14 protein-coding genes are annotated in these 17,812 nt (G+C 68.9%); 4 read left to right on the top strand and 10 right to left on the bottom strand.

Annotation, left to right across the window (positions count from 1 at the left end; genetic code table 11):
- Nucleotides 1–18: 18 nt before the first annotated feature.
- The 5 genes from BO39_RS22360 to BO39_RS22340 are packed head-to-tail and all read right to left on the bottom strand — an operon-like array spanning nucleotide 19 to nucleotide 5,413.
- A complete protein-coding gene (locus tag BO39_RS22360; protein WP_043837684.1) occupies nucleotides 19–969 on the bottom strand; it encodes an ABC transporter ATP-binding protein in 951 nt (316 codons plus the stop codon).
- Nucleotides 966–1,967, bottom strand: coding sequence for an ABC transporter ATP-binding protein (locus BO39_RS22355; protein WP_043837681.1), 1,002 nt, complete (start codon nucleotides 1,965–1,967; stop codon nucleotides 966–968). The genes BO39_RS22360 and BO39_RS22355 overlap by 4 nt, the downstream gene beginning before the upstream one ends.
- The gene (locus BO39_RS22350; protein ID WP_342666335.1) at nucleotides 1,964–2,803 is read right to left on the bottom strand and encodes an ABC transporter permease; all 840 of its coding nucleotides are present in this window, start codon (nucleotides 2,801–2,803) and stop codon (nucleotides 1,964–1,966) included. The genes BO39_RS22355 and BO39_RS22350 overlap by 4 nt, the downstream gene beginning before the upstream one ends.
- On the bottom strand, nucleotides 2,803–3,798 hold the full coding sequence (locus BO39_RS22345; protein ID WP_043837679.1) for an ABC transporter permease: 996 nt from the start codon (nucleotides 3,796–3,798) through the stop codon (nucleotides 2,803–2,805). The genes BO39_RS22350 and BO39_RS22345 overlap by 1 nt, the downstream gene beginning before the upstream one ends.
- A 7-nt stretch (nucleotides 3,799–3,805) precedes the next feature.
- Nucleotides 3,806–5,413: an ABC transporter substrate-binding protein gene (locus BO39_RS22340; protein WP_084698373.1), complete on the bottom strand. Its 1,608-nt coding sequence runs from the start codon at nucleotides 5,411–5,413 to the stop codon at nucleotides 3,806–3,808.
- Nucleotides 5,414–5,632: 219 nt separating this feature from the next.
- Here BO39_RS22340 and BO39_RS22335 point away from each other — a divergent pair, with 219 nt between their 5' ends.
- The 4 genes from BO39_RS22335 to BO39_RS22320 all read left to right on the top strand — a co-directional run bounded on the left by BO39_RS22335 (nucleotide 5,633) and on the right by BO39_RS22320 (nucleotide 10,542).
- Nucleotides 5,633–6,592 carry an alpha/beta fold hydrolase gene (locus BO39_RS22335; protein ID WP_052402458.1) on the top strand — a complete coding sequence of 320 codons (960 nt, stop codon included), beginning with the start codon at nucleotides 5,633–5,635 and terminating at the stop codon, nucleotides 6,590–6,592.
- 469 nt (nucleotides 6,593–7,061) lie between these two features.
- The gene (locus BO39_RS22330; RefSeq protein WP_052402457.1) at nucleotides 7,062–8,630 is read left to right on the top strand and encodes an ABC transporter substrate-binding protein; all 1,569 of its coding nucleotides are present in this window, start codon (nucleotides 7,062–7,064) and stop codon (nucleotides 8,628–8,630) included.
- Nucleotides 8,631–8,638: 8 nt separating this feature from the next.
- Entirely contained in the window at nucleotides 8,639–9,892 is a 1,254-nt protein-coding gene (otnK, locus tag BO39_RS22325; RefSeq protein WP_043837676.1) for a 3-oxo-tetronate kinase, read from the top strand.
- Nucleotides 9,889–10,542, top strand: a complete 654-nt coding sequence (locus BO39_RS22320) for a class II aldolase/adducin family protein (protein ID WP_043837674.1) — start codon at nucleotides 9,889–9,891, stop codon at nucleotides 10,540–10,542. The genes otnK and BO39_RS22320 overlap by 4 nt, the downstream gene beginning before the upstream one ends.
- Nucleotides 10,543–10,563: 21 nt before the next feature.
- Here the strand turns inward: BO39_RS22320 and BO39_RS22315 are convergent, their stop codons facing one another.
- The 5 genes from BO39_RS22315 to BO39_RS22295 form a co-directional block, all read right to left on the bottom strand.
- Nucleotides 10,564–11,811 carry an aminotransferase class III-fold pyridoxal phosphate-dependent enzyme gene (locus BO39_RS22315; protein WP_052402456.1) on the bottom strand — a complete coding sequence of 416 codons (1,248 nt, stop codon included), beginning with the start codon at nucleotides 11,809–11,811 and terminating at the stop codon, nucleotides 10,564–10,566.
- Nucleotides 11,812–11,879: 68 nt separating this feature from the next.
- Nucleotides 11,880–14,045, bottom strand: a complete 2,166-nt coding sequence (locus BO39_RS22310; RefSeq protein ID WP_043837672.1) for an alpha-ketoacid dehydrogenase subunit alpha/beta — start codon at nucleotides 14,043–14,045, stop codon at nucleotides 11,880–11,882.
- Nucleotides 14,046–14,079: 34 nt separating this feature from the next.
- On the bottom strand, nucleotides 14,080–16,335 hold the full coding sequence (locus BO39_RS22305; protein ID WP_043837670.1) for a N,N-dimethylformamidase beta subunit family domain-containing protein: 2,256 nt from the start codon (nucleotides 16,333–16,335) through the stop codon (nucleotides 14,080–14,082).
- The gene (locus tag BO39_RS22300) at nucleotides 16,332–16,679 is read right to left on the bottom strand and encodes a N,N-dimethylformamidase alpha subunit family protein (RefSeq protein ID WP_043837667.1); all 348 of its coding nucleotides are present in this window, start codon (nucleotides 16,677–16,679) and stop codon (nucleotides 16,332–16,334) included. The genes BO39_RS22305 and BO39_RS22300 overlap by 4 nt, the downstream gene beginning before the upstream one ends.
- Nucleotides 16,680–16,740: 61 nt before the next feature.
- The gene (locus BO39_RS22295) at nucleotides 16,741–17,793 is read right to left on the bottom strand and encodes an extracellular solute-binding protein (RefSeq protein ID WP_052402455.1); all 1,053 of its coding nucleotides are present in this window, start codon (nucleotides 17,791–17,793) and stop codon (nucleotides 16,741–16,743) included.
- Between the last annotated feature and the right edge of the window lie 19 nt (nucleotides 17,794–17,812).

Genomic DNA, 17,812 nt, shown 5'->3' with positions numbered 1-17,812 from the left:
CGATGGCTCGTGACGTTCTCAGGCGGCCAGGTGGCAGGCCGCGGCGTGGCCGGGGGCGAGTTCGCGCGCGGCTGGCTGCTCGACACGGCAGCGCTCCACGGCGATGGGGCAGCGGGGATGGAAGCGGCAGCCCTGCGGCGGGTCGAGGGGGCTCGGTGGCTCGCCGCGTAATGCATGCCGCTCCGCCCGGTCGCCGCTTCGTCCGGGAAGGGCGGAGAAGAGGGCGCGCGTGTAGGGATGGCGGGGCCGTTCCAGCAGCGAGGCCTTGGGCCCGATCTCCACGATCTTCCCGAGATACATCACGGCGATCCGGTCCGAGAGATAGCCGACGACCGCGAGGTCGTGGGAGATGAAGAGGTAGGATAGGCCGAACTCCCGCTGCAGCGAGCGCAGGAGGTTGACGATCTGCGCCTGGATGGAGACGTCGAGCGCGGAGACCGCTTCGTCGCAGATCACCAGGCGCGGTCGCAGCGCAATGGCGCGGGCGATGCTGATGCGCTGGCGCTGCCCGCCGCTGAACTCGTGCGGGTAGCGGTCGAGGTCGGCGGCGCTCAGGCCGACACGCTCCAGCAGGGCGGCCGCCATGCTCATGCGTTCGGCACGCCGGCCGACGGCGTGCACGCGCAGCGGGTCCTGCAGGATGGTGCCGATGCTGTCGCGCGGATTGAGGGAGCCGAAGGGGTCCTGGAAGACCATCTGCATCTCGCGCCGGTGCGGGCGGAGCGCGCGGCGGCCGAGCCCTACCAACTCCGCGCCCTGGAAGCGGATGGAGCCCTCCTCCGCGGCGTCCAGCCCGTTGAGGGTGCGGCCGAGCGTGGACTTGCCGCAGCCGGATTCTCCGACGAGGCCGAGAACCTCGCCGGGCGCTATGTCGAGGTCCACGCCGTCCACCGCGTGCACCGTGCCGGCAGCGGTGCGGTGATACTTGCGAAGCCCGCGCACGGTGAGGAGCTGTTCCGTGCCGCTCATGCCGCGGCCCTCTCGCGGCTGGCGACAAGGCAGGCGACCTGCCGCCCCGGGCCGATCGGATTGAGGGTGGGGATCACGCTCCGGCAGGCCGGCTCCGCCATGGCGCAGCGCGGCGCGAAGGCGCAGCCGGGCGGCCGTGCGAGGGGAGGCGGCACCACGCCGGGGATTTCGACCAGCGGCTGAGAGGCGTCCTGCCAGGGATCCGGACGGCAGGCGAGGAGGGCGCGGGTATAGGGATGCGCGGGGTCCGACAACACCGCCTCCGCCGGCCCTTCCTCCACCTTCCGCCCAGCATAGATGACGGCGACGCGCTGCGCGTGATCCGCCACGAGGCCGAGGTCGTGCGTGATAAGCACGACGCCCATACCCAGTTCTGCCTTCAGCCGGTCGATAAGGTCGAGCACCTGCGCCTGCACGGTCACGTCGAGCGCGGTGGTCGGCTCGTCCGCCAGCAGGAGGGCGGGGCGGCAGGCGAGGGCCATGGCGATGACGATGCGCTGCCGCATGCCGCCGGAGAGCTGGTGCGGGTACTCGTCCACGCGTCGCTCCGGCGCGGGGATGCCGACCAGGCGCAGAAGATCGAGAGTCCGCGCGCGGGCGTGCGCGCGCGTCACGTCCTTCTCGTGCAGCAGGATCGCCTCAGCAACCTGCGCACCGACGGGCATGAGTGGGTTGAGGCTTGTGGAAGGTTCCTGGAAAACCATCGCCATCTCGCGGCCGCGTATGTCGCGCATCGCGGCCTCATCGAGCGGTAGGATATCGCGCCCGCCGAGTAGGATACGCCCGGCAGCGACCCGCCCCGGCGGCTGGACGAGGCGGATGATGGAATAGGCGAAGGCGCTCTTGCCCGAGCCGGACTCGCCGACCACCGCCACCGTCTCACCGGCATGGACGGAGAGGTCCATGTCGGTGACGGCGGTGACCGTGCCCCGCGGCGTCTCGACGACCGTGCGCAGGCCTTCAACCCGCAGCACGGGCTCGCCGGTGGACGCGCTCATGTGGCGCCTGCCGCGCGCGGGTTCAGCGCCTCGTTCAGGCCATCCCCGACGAGGTTGATCGAGAGGACGGTGAGAAGGATGGCGATGCCGGGGATGCCGGACATCCACCAGGCCGTGCGGATGGCCGAGCGCCCGGCGCCGATCATCAGGCCCCAGCTCATGATATTCGGATCGCCGAGCCCGAGGAAGGAGAGGCCGGATTCGAACAGGATGGCTGTAGCTACCATAACGGATGCCGCGACGAGGATCGCGGGTAAGGCGTTCGGCAGGATCTGACGAGCCAGGACGCCCGCGTCACCCATGCCGATCGCGATGGCGGATTGCACGTAGTCACGACTGCGCAGGCCTGCCACTTCCGCGCGCACCAGCCGCGCGAGCGGCGCCCAGGAGACGACGACGATGGCGATGAGCAGCGCCTTCAGCGAGGGTTCCATGATGGCGACGAGCACGATGGCGAAGAGAAAGGAGGGAATGGTCTGGAACAGCTCGGTGAGGCGCATGAGCAGCGCGTCCACCTTGCCGCCGAGATACCCGGCCGCGCCACCGACTAGCACGCCGATGGCCGTCACCACGAGCGCGGCCAGCGCGCCGATCAGGAGGGAGACGCGCGCCCCGTGGACGATGCCGGATGCAAGGTCGCGGCCGAGCGTGTCCGTGCCGAGGAGGAACTCACCGCTGAAGGGTGGAAGATAGGGGCGGCCGACGATTTCGAAGGGATCCTCGGGATAGAGGATGTCGGCCGAGGCGGCGAGGGCGATGACGGCGAACAGCAAGAGCGCGCCGGCGACGGCCGCGGGCTGGCGCAGGAAGCGGCGGAACGCCGGGGGCATCCGCATCAGGCCAGCGCCACGCGGGGATCGATGATGGAATGCACGAGGTCCACCAGCAGGTTCGCCAGGATGACCACCACGGAGCTGAGCGTGAGGATGCCCATGAGCAGGTTCAGGTCGCGTGAGAAGAGGGCCTCGAAGGCAAGCTGACCCAGGCCGGGCCAGCCGAAGACGGATTCCACGACGACCGAGCCGCCGAGCGCGCCGCCGATCTGCACGCCAGCCATGGTGACGATCGGCAGCACCGCGTTGCGCAGCACGTGGCGCAGCACGAGGCGCCTCGGCGGAACCCCTTTCGCCCGCGCCGTGACGACGTAGTTCATGCGCAGGTTCTCCAGCACGGAGGCGCGCATCAGCCGGGTGTAGAGCGCCATGTAGAACAGGGAGAGCGTGACCGCGGGAAGCACGAGGTGGTGCAGCACGTCCAGGGCGTAGGCGATGCCGCCACCCGGCCCGCCAGCCGTGGTCATGCCGCTGGTCGGCACCCATCCGAGCTGGATGGCGAAGACGACGATGAACATGAGGCCGAGCCAGAAAATTGGCGAGGCATAGGCGAGCACGGTCGCCAGAAGGATCAGCGCCGCCTCGATCCGGTTCCGCCGGAGAGCGGCGACCAGACCGAGCAGCGTGCCGAGCCCCACGGAGATGAGGACAGAGGCGCCCATAAGCAGCAGGGTGGCCGACATCCGTCCCAGGATCAGCGAGAGATTCGATTCCTGGTAGCGGAAGGAGTAGCCGAGATCGAGCGTCAGGACGTTCCGGACATAGGTGAGGTATTGCAGCGCGAGTGGACGGTCGAGGCCGAACTGCGCGCGCAGCTGGGCCATGTATTCGGGCGTGGCGGCCCCGGCTTCCCCGGCCATGACGCTGGCGGGGTCACCGGGGGCGAGGCGGAGAAGGAAGAAGTTGACGGTGACGATCACCAGGATCGTCGGCAGTGCCTGAAGCGCCCGCCGGCCAAGGAAACGCCAGCGGCTGCCGGCTGCGGGCGTTCCGGCCATGCCCGCCTCAGCCCTCCAGCCGCGTTTCGTAGAGGCCGCCGCGCACGCCGAGGCCAGTGGTGATGAGGTTCTTCACGCGCTTGTTCTGCAGCGCGACGAGGTCCATCTCCATGATCCAGATGATCGGGCTGTCCTCCACCAGCTTTCGCTGGATGGCGTGGAACAGCTCGGTGCGCTTGCCGGGGTCCGTCTCCACCGCCGCCTGCGCCCAGAGCCGGTCGTTCTCGGGGTCGCTGTACTGGGCGACGTTGTTGAAGGGGATGCCCTGGCGGATGTTGCTCGTCACGTACTGGCGCTGCACGCCGAGGGTGGGATCGCCCATGCCGACATACCAGCCGGAGGTCATGTCGAAGTCGTAGTCGGTGTAGACGCGGCGGACGTAGGTGGCCTGGTCCACCGTGCGGAGGTTCAGGCGAACGCCGATACGGTTATAGGCCTGTCGCATGTACTCGCCCATGCGGCGGTAGTCGTCGCCATAGGGGCCGACATCCTGGGTCAGCTCGAAACGGATGCCGCCCGAGCCGCGCTTGTAGCCGGCCTCGTCCAGCAGGGCATTGGCGCGCGCCACGCGGTCGGGCACGTCGAAGCGGAGCACCTGATCGGTATAGAGGCCGGAGCCTGAGTAGACCGATGAAATCGGTCCGACCGCTGGCTTGCCGAAGCCGTACCAGATGTTGTCCGCAATGAACTTGCGGTCGATGGCATAGGCGAGGGCCTGCCGCACGCGCTTGTCGTCGAGCGGCTTCTTCTTCGTGTTCAACTCCAGCAGCATCATCGGCGCCAGCGCCTCGTAGCCGCCCTGCGCGATCTCGATGCTCGGCAGCCCGGCCAGGCGGCGCATCTCGGCGGGCGTGATCGTACCGAAGAAGGCGACGTCCACCTCGCCGCTCTCCAGCGCCGCGGCACGCGTCGCGGGGTCGTTGATGAAGCGGAAGATGAGGCGGTCGAGATAGGGCCGGCCGGGGCGCCAGTAGTTCGCGTTCTTCTCGAGCACGATGGAGGCGCCGCGGTTCCACTCGGCGAACTTGAATGGCCCGGTGCCGACGGGGCGGTTGTTGGCCGCGTTGTTGCGGATATCCGTGCCCTCGTAGAGGTGCTTCGCGACGATGGGGGATTCGAGGCTCGATAGGCCCTTCATCATCGGCGGGTAGGGATGGGCCAGCCGAAGGATGGCGGTGTGCTCGTCCGGCGTGTCCACCGCCTCGAGCGGGCCAAGATTTCCGGGACCGCGCGGGTGGAACTTCTTCACGACCTCGAGCAGGGAGAAGGCAACGTCGGCGCTCGTGAAGGGCCTGCCATCGTGCCAGGTGACGCCGCGGCGCAGCCGGAAGGTGACAGACTTGCCGTCGCCCGAGGTTTCCCAGGCCTCAGCGAGTGAGGGCTGGGGCTGCATCTGCATGTCGTATTCGAGCAGGCCGTCATAGATCTTGGTCGCCACCTCCGCGACGGAGGGCGCGGAGTTAATGGCGTTGGTCAGGACGGTCGGCTCCGGCGTCGTCACCACGACAAGGGTATTGCCGCGCGAGCCCTGCGCGCGCGACGCCACGGGATAGGCCAAGCCTCCCGCTCCGATGCCCAGAAGGGGAAGCGAGCCCAACAACTGACGACGAAGCATGCCTGCCCTCCAGGGAGATGACGCACTCCAGCGCGTGGCGACCTCTGCTCGAGGCGCGTGTCGGCTGCCGGGCGACTATTTACCGCCTGGTCACAAAGCGCAAGGAGCGAGTTCCGTGTTGCAGATGGCCGCTGTGAAGCCGGCGCCTTCGGTGCCAATCTGAACCGGGCGGAGCGGCCGCTTTCCGGCTGGCCCGGATGGATCGCGAAGGAGGAAACGATGAGCAAGCACTCGGCAAACCGGCGGCATGCGATCGGGTTGGGGGCCGCGGCCATCGGCCTCGCGCAGTTGCCGGTTGCCCCGGCCCAGGCACAGGGAGCCGCGGCACCGGCGGAGAGGGCGGCCTATAGGCCGCGCTTCATCACCTCCCCCGACGGCGTGCGGCTCGCGACCTATGAGTTCGGCAACCCGCAGGGGCCCGCGATCCTCTTCCTGCACGGCTTCGCGCAGGCCGCGCTCTCCTGGGACCGGCAGTTGCAGGACCCGCAACTCTCCCGCGCCTTCCGGATGGTGGCGATCGACCTGCGCGGGCACGGGATGAGCGCCAAGCCTGAGGGCGATGCCTACTACAAGCCCGGCAAGGTCTGGGCCGACGACGTGCGGAGCGTCATATCGGAGCTCGGGCTGCAGCGGCCCGTGCTGGTCGGCTGGTCCTATGCCGGGCGTGTCGTCGGCGACTACCTCACCGCCCATGGCGCGGCGGCGCTGGCCGGGATCAACTATGTCGATGCCAGCAGCTCCCTCGGTGACCCAGCTTTCCTCGGGGCCGATGCTGGGCTGCTCGGCCCACAGGCCATGCTGGCGCCGGGGATCGACGGCTTCGTGGATGGCACGATCCGCTTCCTTCGATCCTGCTTCGCCACCCAGCCGGACGCCTCGGACTTCCAGACGATGCTCGCCTTCAACATGCTGGCGCCGCACTACGTGCGCGCGGGCCTCGCCGGGCGCCCGGCCGACTACGCAGCGGTGCTGAAGGAGCTACGCCTACCTGTGCTGGTCAGCCATGGCGAAAAGGACCGCATCCTGACCCCGGCCATGGCGCGCTTTACGGCCGCCACCGTGCCGGGTGCCAGGCTCTCCCTCTACCCGGCCAGCGGTCACGCGCCGTTCTGGGAGGAGGCGTCGCGCTACAACCGCGAGCTAGCGGAATTCGTCACGCAGGTGCAGCCAGCGCGGTAACGCGCTGGCGACTGGCTCCAGGCTTCTGGCAACGGCGATATCGTCTCTGCTACGGCGGGGGCGGATTGCCGCAAGCCGGAGTTTCCGTCGAAGGCCACTGGCTGGCCGACGAGGGGCAGCCAAGCTGACGCAACAACAAAATTCAAACCCCGGTGGCCCGGCCGTACTGTGCCTGGGTAGGCATTTGTTACGTTTCCGCTTCGAGCCTGAACCTGCGCTTTGGGTGTGACGGCGAATGGGTTGCGGAGACAGGCTGTACGAGGGTTTTGAGGCGGCGTCGCCGCACGGTACGCGCCAGCATGGGCGGCGCAGCGCCGGAAGGATCGGTGCGGCTGTTCGCATGCCCAGGCCGCTACCGACTGTGGTAGGGGTGATATATCATATCTTGCTTCGGCACGATCATGGCATAGGATGAGGCACAAGAAGGCCGGAAGAGCCGACGACCTGCGTCAGAAGAGAGGAGGCGTCCTTGTTCAATGCGAGCCCCACCCGTCGCGGACTTCTGGCAAGCGGCAGTCTGGCCCTGCCGGCACTGCTCCTCTCACCTCGCGCGGTGCACGCGGCCGGATCGGTGACGGCGGTGCTGGAATCCGAGGTCGTGATCGTCGATCCCCACGCCACCACCGCGGCCATCACGCGCAGCTTCGGCTACCAGGTTTTCGACACGCTCTTCGCGCAGGATTCAAAGGGCGCGATCCGTCCGCAGATGGTGGAGGGGCATACTGTCTCGGCCGACGGGCTGACCTGGGCCTTCACCCTGCGTGAGGGCCTCGCCTTCCATGACGGCGCACCGGTCACCGCCGCGGATTGCGTGGCGTCACTGCGCCGCTGGGCGTCGCGCGACAGCCTGGGTCGCATGCTGCTGGCGGCGCTGCGCGAGATGCGGGCCGAGGATGCGCGCCGGTTCACCTTCCTGCTGAAGGAGCCCTTCCCGCTGATGCTGGAGGTGCTGGGCAAGCCGAACGCGCCCGTGCCCTTCATCATGCCCGAGCGCATCCTGCCGCCGGGCGAGGGGCGGATCACCGAGATCATTGGATCGGGCCCCTTCACCTTCGAGCGGGACCAGTGGCGCACCGGCGACCGCATGGTGCTGCGCCGGAACGCGCGCTACGTCCCTCGCGCGGAGCCGCCTGACTTCCTGGCGGGGGGAAAGGTGGTGAAGATCGACGAGTTGATGTTGCGAACGATGCCGGATGATCCCACCGGCGTGAATGCGCTGATCGCCGGCGAGATCGACTACATGCAGTACCTTCCCTTCGACTTCCTTGGGCCACTCGGGCGCAACCGCAACGTGCGGTTGATGGGCCTGAAGGGTATCGACATGTTCCAGGGCAATTTCCGCCTCAACCACGCGAGCGGCCCGTTTGCCGACCCGGCGGTGCGGCAGGTGCTGTGGAAGCTCGTGGACCAGAAGGGTGTGATGGACGCCATCGGCATCCCCGCGGAGTTCCGCGTGGAGAACTGCCCCTCCTTCTGGATGTGCGACACGCCGTTGGAGACGGCGGCGGGAGCCGAGGCCGCGCGCTTCGACCCGGAGGGAGCGAAGGCGGCGCTGGGGCGCACGGGCTATAGGGGCGAGCCGGTGATCATGCTGCAGGTGTTCGCCTCCATCTCCCAGACGGCGGCACATGTGCTGGCCGAGAACATGAAGAAGGCCGGCTTCAACGTCGACGAGCAGGTGATGGACTGGGGCACGGTGCTGGCCCGCCGGGCGCGGCCGGACGGATGGAGCCTGTTTCCCGTCTATGCCAATGGCGTGGACATGATGTCGCCGCTGAACCACTTCTATGTGGCAAACAACTGCTCCGATTATCCCGGCCGCAGCTGCGACGCGCGGATCACCACGCTTCTGGAGGAGTTCGTGCGTGCCCCGGACGCGGAGGCGCGCAAGGGCGTGGCGGAGCGGATCCAGCGCGCGGCTTACGAATTGGTGCCGAGCGTCATGTGGGGACAGTTCTCGCGCCCTGCGGGGTATCGGGCGCGCCTGCGGAACCTCATCCCCTCCAGCTTTCCGATGTTCTGGCAGGTGGAGGTCTGACCGGCGCGATGCTGCTCGGCGCGATTGCGGACGACCTGACCGGCGCGGTGGAGCTGGCAGGAATGCTGGCGGCCGGCGGGATGCGCGTGGCATTGGTGCTGGACGATGCGCCCGTGCCGACCGGGCAGGACGCGGTTGTCGTCGCCTTGGCCTCCCGCGTGGCGCCAGTGGAGGAAGCGCGCGCCGGCTTCGCTCGGGCAGCGGAGGCCTTGCTCGGCGCCGGAGCCAGGCGGATATTCTTCAAGTACTGTGCGACCTTCGACTCAACGTCGGCGGGGAACATCGGCCCCTGCGCGGACGTGCTGATGGAACGGATGGGCGCGAGATTCACGCTCTTCGCTCCGACCTTCCCGGAGGTGGAGCGGCGGGTCTTCATGGGGCACCTCTTTGTCGGCGCGCAGCTTGTGTCGGACTCGCCCAAGCGATTCGACCCGCTGACGCCAATGACAGAGCCAAACCTTGTGAAGGTCTTGTCGGCACAGACGGCACGAGCGGTCGGATTGATTCCGCTGCCCTCGGTTGCGCGGGGCCCGGAGGCGGTTGTGCGGCGGGTGGATGCCTTGCGGGCGGAGGGGGTATCCTACGCCATCGCGGACGCGGGTACGGAGGAAGACCTGGCCACGCTCGCGCGAGCGAGCTGGGATTGGCGGCTCACGACCGGAGGCTCCAACCTGGCGGCGCACTATCTGGCAATTTGGCGGGAGCATGGATTGCTGTCGCCGGCCCCCGCGGCGGCGGCGCTGCGCGCGGGTGGGGGCGGTGCGGTGCTGGCCGGGAGCTGCTCGGACCGCACGCGTGAGCAGGTTGAGCATTTCGCCGCGCGGCATCCGGTGCTGCGGATCGACCTGGCGCGGATGGAATCGCCTGAGGCCGCGCTGCGGGAGGCCGCCGATTGGGCCGTTTCGCTGCTGGCGCGCGGACCGGTCTGCGTGACCACGGCGGGCGATGCGGAAGCGGTGGCCGCCGCGCAGGCGCGGCTGGGGCGCGACGGTGCGGCGCGCGCGGCGGAAGGGCTGCTCGGCGCGCTTGCAGTCGCGTTGGTGGAAGCGGGCGTGCGGCGCATCCTCGTCGCGGGCGGGGAGAGCTCAGGTGCGGTGATCCGGTCGCTCGGAATTTCCCGGCTTTCAGTGGCGCCCTATGTCTCGCCGGGGATCGGCCTCTGCGCGGCGGAGGAGCCCTTGCCGCTGGCGCTCTGCCTAAAATCGGGGAAGCTGGGTCCGGTGGACATGTTCTCGACGGTGCTGGAGACGATGCGCGCATGAGCGAGCTGGCGCAGGCGCGGAACGAGGTGGCGCGGACCTATCGGGAACTGGGGCGGCTGGGGCTCAACTTCGGCAGCGCGGGCAACGTCTCCTGCCGCGTGGCGGAGGGGATGGTCATCACCCGCTCCGGCACTACGGTGGACGCCACGGCAGAGGGCGATACAGTGTGGATGACGCTGGATGGCAGCACGACGGATGCCGCCGCCGCGTCGAGCGAGTGGCCGATGCACGCGGCGATCCTCCGCGCCTTTCCGGAGGTGGGAAGCGTGGTGCACACCCACGCGGATGCCTGCACGGCCCTGGCCTGCCTTGGCGAGGGATTGCCGGCCTTTCACTACATGATTGCGGGCTTCGGGGGCGATGACGTGCGATGCGCACCTTACGTCACCTTCGGCACGCCCGAGTTGGCGGAAGTAGCGGTGGAAGCGCTGCGCGGGCGGACCGCCTGCCTGCTCGGCAATCACGGCATGATCGTCACGGGGCGCGACGTGAAGACGGCCCTTGCGGCCGCGGTGCGGCTTGAGACGCTCGCGCGGCAATATCTGCTCGCACGCTCCGCCGGCACGCCGCAGCTGCTCGACGCGGCGCAGCTGGACGCCACGCGCGAGCGCTATAAGACCTACGGCGGGGCCGCTCCCAAACGGGTGTGACGACCGCCCGGACGGTCGGGGCTAGCCGCGCGCCACCGCCCGGAACCCCGCCTCGGCCGCCTCCAGCGCCCGGTCGATATCGGCCTCCGCATGGGCGCAGGACAGGAACATGTTGTGGCGCGGGTGGAAGTAGGCGCCGTGCCGCAAGGCGGCGACGCAGAACGCATCGCCCTTCGCCCAGTCCGGATCATTGTCGAAGATCATCAGCGGCATCTGCGCCGGGCCGGTCTGTCGCACCGGCAGCCGGTACTGACGAGAGAGCGCGTCGAGGCCGGCGCGTAGGCGCTCGCCCATCGCCTTCATCCTTGCCGGGCCGTTGATGCGGCGCAGCTCGGTGATCGTGGCGAGGGCGGCGGCCATGGGCACGGCGCCGCACCAGAAGGAGCCGGTGGTGTAGACCTGCGTCGCGGCCTCACGGAAACGGTCGCGCCCGGTCACGGCGGCGAGCGCATAGCCGTTAGCAATGGCCTTGCTGAAGGCGGAAAGGTCGGGCCGGACGCCGAGGGGTTCCCAGGAGCCGCCGAGATCGATGCGAAAGCCGGCGCGCACGTCGTCGAGGATGAGGGCGGCGCCCGTCGCGTCGCAGAGCTCCCGCAGGTGGCGCGCGAAGTCGGGGCGCGCCAGATCCTGGTGCGCGGCGTAGTCGTGCCGCACAGCGGTGATGATGACGGCGGCAAGGTCGTCCTTCGCGGCCTCGGCCGCGGCCTCCAGGCTGGCAATGTCGTTGTAGTCGAAGGTCAGGATGTGGGCCCGGTCCTCCGCCGTCACGCCTGCGAGCGAGGGGGAGCACCAGGGGACGGCGCCATGATAGGAGCCGCGGGCGACGAGCACCTTGCGGCGGCCCGTGGCGGCGCGAGCGATCGTGACGCACGCGGTAGTGGCGTCCGTGCCGTTCTTCGCGAGGAGGGCCCAGTCCGCGTGCGGGATGGTGTCCACGAGGAGCTCAGCCAGCTCGACCAGGACGGGGGCGGGACCGTTCATGCAGTCGCCCTGCTCCGCCTGGCGCCGTGCGGCGGCCTCGACGACGGGGTGCCGATGACCGAGCACGATGGGGCCCCATGAGCACATGAAGTCGATGTACTCACGGCCATCGGTGTCGCGGAGGCGGCAGCCTTCTGCCGAGGTGAAGTACTGGGGGTAGCCCTCCGGCAGCTTCGCCACGTTGAGGTGCCCCCAGAGGCCACCCGGGATGACGGCGCGCGCCCGGGCGCGCAGGGCCGCGTCGGAAGAGTCAACGGCGGGTGCCTCGGGGCGAAGGGCCTGCGACATGGACGGATCCTCGTCTTTCACCCCTTGATATATCATATGCCGCCGGAGCGCAGGAAGTGCTTCGGGCGCTAGGCGACTAGCTTTCGCAAGGCAACTTCCACTTTCGCCATGTCACCCAGGGCAGCCATGTTGAGCGGGCGCGAAACCACCGGCGCGGCTTCGGTGCCGGTGACGCGGAGGATCTCGGCGTCCAGCCAGTCGAAGAGGCGTTCCTGAACCTCCTGCACGATCCGGGCACCGTGGCTCGTGCCACGCGCTGTCTGCTCGGCGACGAGCACGCGGTGAGTGCGCCTCACGCTCGCCCCGATTAGTGGCCAGTCGAGGCCGGCGGGATCCAGGCTGCGGAGGTCGATGACTTCTGCGTCGATGCCGGCGGCCTGGGCGGCCTGGATGCTGGCGGAAACCATGGTGGAGTAGGTGAGGATGGTACAGGCGGAACCGGGCCGCGCCGTACGGGCGGCCCCGAGGGGCACGAGGTAGTCCAGGTCCCCGTGAGGCACGGGGCCGGTGGTCTGGAAAAGATCCTGGTGCTCGATGACGAGAACGGGGTCGTTGCAGCGGAGCGCCGCGTTCATCAGGCCGATATAGTCATGTGGCGTGGAGGGGGAGACGATCCGCCAGGCCGGGTAGAGGGCGAAGAGGGCGGAGGGATCCATCGAGTGCTGGGATCCGTAGCCCGTCGCTGGCGAGACGCGCGCGCGCACCACGACTGGCACCTCCGTGCCTCCGAACATGTGCGAGAACTTGCCGATCCCGTTGAACATCTGATCGGCGGCGACGATGCAGAAGTCGCCGAACATGATGTCCACCACCGGCCGCAGCCCGCAGGCGGCGGCGCCGAGCGCCATGCCGGTAAAGCCATTTTCGCAGATAGGCGTGGGGAAAACGCGGCCGGGAAAGCGCTCGACCACGCCCCTGGTTGAGCCGGAGACGCCGCCGCGCAAGCGGTGCACGTCCTCTCCGATGAGGACGATGCGGGAGTCGCGCTCCATGTTCCGCAGAAGCGCCGCGGCGACGGCGTCGATGTACTTCATCTCCGTTCGCGCATTGGCAGGAACGGAGAGGGCTTCAAGGAAGCGCTCGCCCCTCAGCTCGGAAAGATCACCGCGGATGCCGTGCTCCACCTCCGCCACGTCCGGAAGGGCGCCGGCACGGATCTGTAAGGCATTTGAATCCCGCGGCATCTCGGTCAGGGCGGCGGCAGCGTCCTCGACCAAGCGGCGCGCGCGTGCCTCAAGGGCGGCGAGGCCCGCCTCGTCCAGCACGCCCATCGCCATCAGCCGCGCGGGCATGGTCGCCAGCGGGTCGCGCGCGCGCCACTCGGCCTCCTCCTCCTTGCTGCGGTAGCCCAGCTGGCTGCCGAGCAGCGGGCCGCTCTGGTGGAGGAAGCGATAGAGGATCGCCTCGATGAAGACCGGGCCGCCGGTCCCGCGGATGGTCTCCACCGCCCATTGCATGGCGCGGCGGACGGCGACGAGGTCCATGCCGTCGCATTCGACTGAGGGGACGCCGAACATGGCCCCGCGCGTGGTCAGCCGCGTCTCCCGCGTCTGTTCCCGTACATGGGTGGAGACGGCATAAAAGTTGTTCTCAAGGAAGAAGATGATGGGCAGGTTGTAGAGCGCGGCGAGGTTGATCGCCTCCATCGACTGTCCGGCCATCAGCGTGCCGTCACCGAAGAAGGCCACCGAGACATGGTCGTGGCCGAGAACCTTGTCCGCCAGGCCGTAGCCGACGGCGTGGGGCAGGTTGCCGCCGATGATGGCGCTGGTCCCGACGATCCCTGCGGGCGCCCAGCGCATGTGCATGGAACCGCCCCGCCCGCCGCAGAAACCTTCCGACAGTCCCATGATCTCGGCCATCGCACGCCGGACGAGGGTTGCGGCCTCCTCCGGCGGACCGTCACGCCGTGGGTCGTAGCTCCCGGGGAGAGCGCTGTTCAGCAGCTTGGCGAGGATCTGGTGGTGCGCGCGGTGGGTGCCGTTCAGCTTGTCCTTCGTGCCGAGGACCGACATGGCGCCGACCGCGCCGGCCTCCTGCCCGATCGAGGCGTGCGCGGGGCCGTGGACGAGGCCCTGGCCGTGGAGTTCGAGAATCTTCTCCTCGAAGCGCCGGATAATGAGAAGCTGCTCCATCCAGCGGGCGAGGGCGGCGGGGTCCTCCGCCGCCCAGTCGGACTCTTCCACCTCCAGCCGGAACCATGGCGTGTCGGTGAGGATAGGCGTTCGGTGCATCGGGCGTTTCCTGTGATGCGCCTTGTTCCGGCGCTTAGGCGTCGAAGCCCTCGAACGGCGCGGGGTCGAGGAAACGGCGTAGCACGTTGCCGGTAAGCCGGCTGACGGTGTTGTCGTAGCCATTGTGAGAGAGCGCGCAGGCCCAGGCGATGGAGCCGGTGGAGAAGACGGCGCCGCCCTGCGCGGTGGGAAAGAAGGCGATATCGGCGCGCACGCGGGCGTTCTGGTCACCCATCGTGCCGCGGTGAAGGGTTCGCAGTTCCTCCAGCGTCGGCACGCCGCCATAGTCCAACCGGTCCGCCGTGGCGAGCCAGAGGAGGTGCGGTGGCGAGCCGAGGGTTGTCTCCACGCGATCCACCTCCAGCCCTGCCGCGCCGCCGCCCCGCAGGCCGAAATCACCGAGCGGGGCGTCGAGGTCGATCCCCTCCACCGCCCATGCCACGCGAGGGTCGCGCGCCGGCTCGCGCCAGGCATAGGGGTAGGAGCGGGTGAAGACCTGCGCGTCGAAGCCGACGCCGACGAGGCGCTGCGGCGGCCTCCCATTGGCGCGCCAGAGGCCGGACGGCTCGCCAGTAAAGGAGAGTGCGTTCTCTCCGGGCTCGCCCTCCCAGGTGCGGAGGCCGTTCATGCCGCGGCGAATCTCCATCGCGTGCGGCTCGGTTGGGTGCCAGCCGATGCGCCAATAGAAGCCGTTCCCGCCGAGATACATGTGCCGCCCGCCGCCGCGCTGATAGGAGTCGAAGGCCTCGATCATCTCGCGGCTGAAGTACTCGGGATGCGAGCCGGTAATGACGGAGCGATAGGACGAAAGGGCTTGGGCGCCGTGGCGGTGGATGTCGTCATCCACGATGATGTCGTAGTCGTGCCCCGCATTCTCCAGCCAGTCGATGATGTGCGTGTCGTTGCCGTAGTTGAAGGTGGCGCCGCGCGGGCGCATGTTCAGAATCGGGCGCTTCGCCGTGGAATAGCACCAGCCGCTGCCGTCGCTATGCGTATCGTAGGTGGAGAGCCCGAGCTCGCGGTGCTCCTGCAGGTACACGTCGTCGCGCGAAAGGGCGATCAGGCCTTCCAGCATCGCCTCCGCATGCACCTGGTCTAGCCGAAGCGCCGAATTGGCGTAGGCAAGGAAGGTGGCGGTGCTGGCGACGAAGGCGAGCTCCGCGCGGGGCCTACCGAGCGGCGCGCGGACGAAGAAGGCGACGAAGCTTTCGACGGGATCCTCGCTCTCCTGCCGGGCGCGGAGGCGGAGCGCGTAGAAGCCGCTGCGCCAGGTTTCCGGGACGGTGAAACGCAGGTTCGGCGTCCAGCGGGCATCGTGCATGTCGTCACTGTGGAAGTGGATGGCTCCGTAGAGTTCCGGCGCCTCGGTCCACTGAACGGTACGGCCATCCCAGTTCGCTCCTGTCGCGGCGCGCATGGGCATCTGGCGCAGCGTGCCGTCCAACCGGTTCGCAGAGAGGTCACGGACCGTCTCGGTCGGGATATCGCGCGAAAAGTCCCAGGCCGCGAGGAGTGCGGGATCCGCGGGATGGGGAGAGAGGTTCTCCGATAGGGCCCGCAGCGCGGCCGGATCGGGCGCGGCGGCAAGCAGGCGCGGACGATCGATCTTGCCGTCCAGGTGCCCGGCGGTTCGGGGTGACGGGCCGGCCTCCAGCGCATGGGCGGCGATGACGAGGGCAGTGTCTTCCGGCCAGGTGGCGTCGCGTGGGCCATCAGTGGTCGCGGAGCAGCCGGTGTCGCGGCCAGCCTGAGGGTCGAGGCTTGTCTGGGATACGCTGATGCGGCCGGCCGCCGCGTCCAGCCCGGCAGCGACGAAGATCCACTCCCGTTCGATCACCGGCCGCGGAGCAGTCGCGCGCCAGACGCGGCCGCCGGCCCCCACGGCGAATTCGAGTTTCGCGTCGGCCGTGAGTGCCAGACGCCACCCCTCCTGCGTGTCGGCGCGCCAACGCGAAAGGATCGTCTGCTCGCCCGCGCCCGGTGCGGTAGGGAAGAGGAAAAGGCCGAGGGAAATCGATCCTGTACGACTCAGCGCGGGGCCATCCGGCACGATGGCGCAGGAGCCGGGGTGGAGAGGCTGTTTCCGCAGCCCAACGGGGCCGTCGATGGACGTACCGGGCTGGTGGAAGCGCAGGCCGGGGCCGTCCGGGTCCGGATCGGCGCAGCGCACGCGGAGCAGGGTTGCCTCCGCGCTCGCCAGCGTGGCGCTGGAGAGATGGAAGACCACCTCCTCGCCCGGGGAGACGACGAGCGGCCATGCATAGCCGAGGACGGAGTTGGTATCGGTCACGCGGGCTCTCTCTTGGCGTCCTGGATGCGCTGGCCGGTCAGCGCTTCCCAGCGCATCACGAAGACGGCCCATTCGGCCTCGGCGAGGCTGGTGAAGATGCGGTTGGGGAAGGTTTCCACGGGCACCCCACGACGGCCCGGTAGGCGGCCGAGCATCCAGCGCCGGTTCGGTTCGATCACAATGAGCACGTGGCGGTTGCCGACGCCCGACCAGCGCATGCGATGCAGCAGCTTCTGCAGCTCGTCACTATGCGGGCCGCGCGGCTTGCGGCGGAATTCCTCGACAAGGTCGAGGCGGGCCGGGTCCACCGGCCAGTGCGCCGCCTCGGGGTCATTCACCAGCATGGCAAGCGGTTTCCGGTGGCAGGGGAGGGGGCGGGCCGCGCGGACCCGCCGCGGGAGGCGATCACCGCGTGAGCCAGTTGACCCAACGTTCGCGCATCGCGTTGCGGTTGGCGGCGATCCAGTCATAGTCCGCAATCACCAGCTTCTCCCAGTTCTCGGGCCAGGAGGCGCGGTAACGGCGCTCCGATTCAGGCACGAGGGAAGCGGTTTCCCGGTTGTTCGAGTCGAAGGAGACCTTGTCGCTGAAGGGCAGGTGTTCCTGCGGGTTCTGCACGAAGAAGTCGAGGAAGCGCATGGCATTTGCCGTGTTCGGACCGCCCTTCAGCACCGCCCAGTTGCCGACGTCACGGATGGCGCCGTTCCAGGTGAAGTCGAACTCGCCGCTCTTCGCCAGTGGCACGGCGCGGGAGGAGTAGAGCACACTGAGGACGGCATCGCCCCCGCGGAGGATCTGCATCGAGTTGTCGCCGCTCTTCCACCAGGCCGCGACATGGGGCTTGAGCGTGTCCAGCTTGCGATAGGCGCGGTCCAGGTCCATCGGGAACAGCGCGTCGCGCGGCACGCCGTCGGCGATCAGGGCCGCGAGGGGAAGCCACCACTCGCGATCGCCCGTGTCAGGTAGCGAGCGCGGACCGGGATACTTCGCGACGTCGAAGAAATCTGCCCAGGAAGCAGGCCCGCCGTTCGGGAAAGCCTTCTTGCTCCAGGTAATGGCCATGCCGCCGGCGGTGCGGATGATGCCGGTCGGGAAGCAACCGCCGGGCAAGGCGTGCTGCGTCATGGCCGGCGTGGTGCAGTCTATCGGCGCAAGAATATCCGCGTGCTGGATCAGGTCCGGGGGCGTCGCCGTGACGACGTCGAAGGGGATGTTGCCGCTGCGCTGGCCAGCGCGGGCACGGGCCCACTGGTCCGGCAGCTCGATGGGGATGGAGCGGACGCGGATTCCCTGCTCGCGCTCGAAGCGGCGGTAGAAATGTTCCTGCAGGCTGCGCTCCATCAGGCCGCCCGTTGCGCAGACGATCACCTCGCCGGAGCCCTGCTGGGCCAGGGCCGGTCGCGCGAGCGACACGGCTCCTGCGGAGGCCGCGAGAAGTGCCCTTCGGTTCACGCCCATGCCCTATCTCCTCTTCGGG

The organism is Roseomonas aerilata DSM 19363 (assembly GCF_000711725.1).
Classification (GTDB): Bacteria; Pseudomonadota; Alphaproteobacteria; order Acetobacterales; family Acetobacteraceae; genus Roseomonas; species Roseomonas aerilata.
This window is presented reverse-complemented; position numbering and strand designations above follow the sequence as displayed.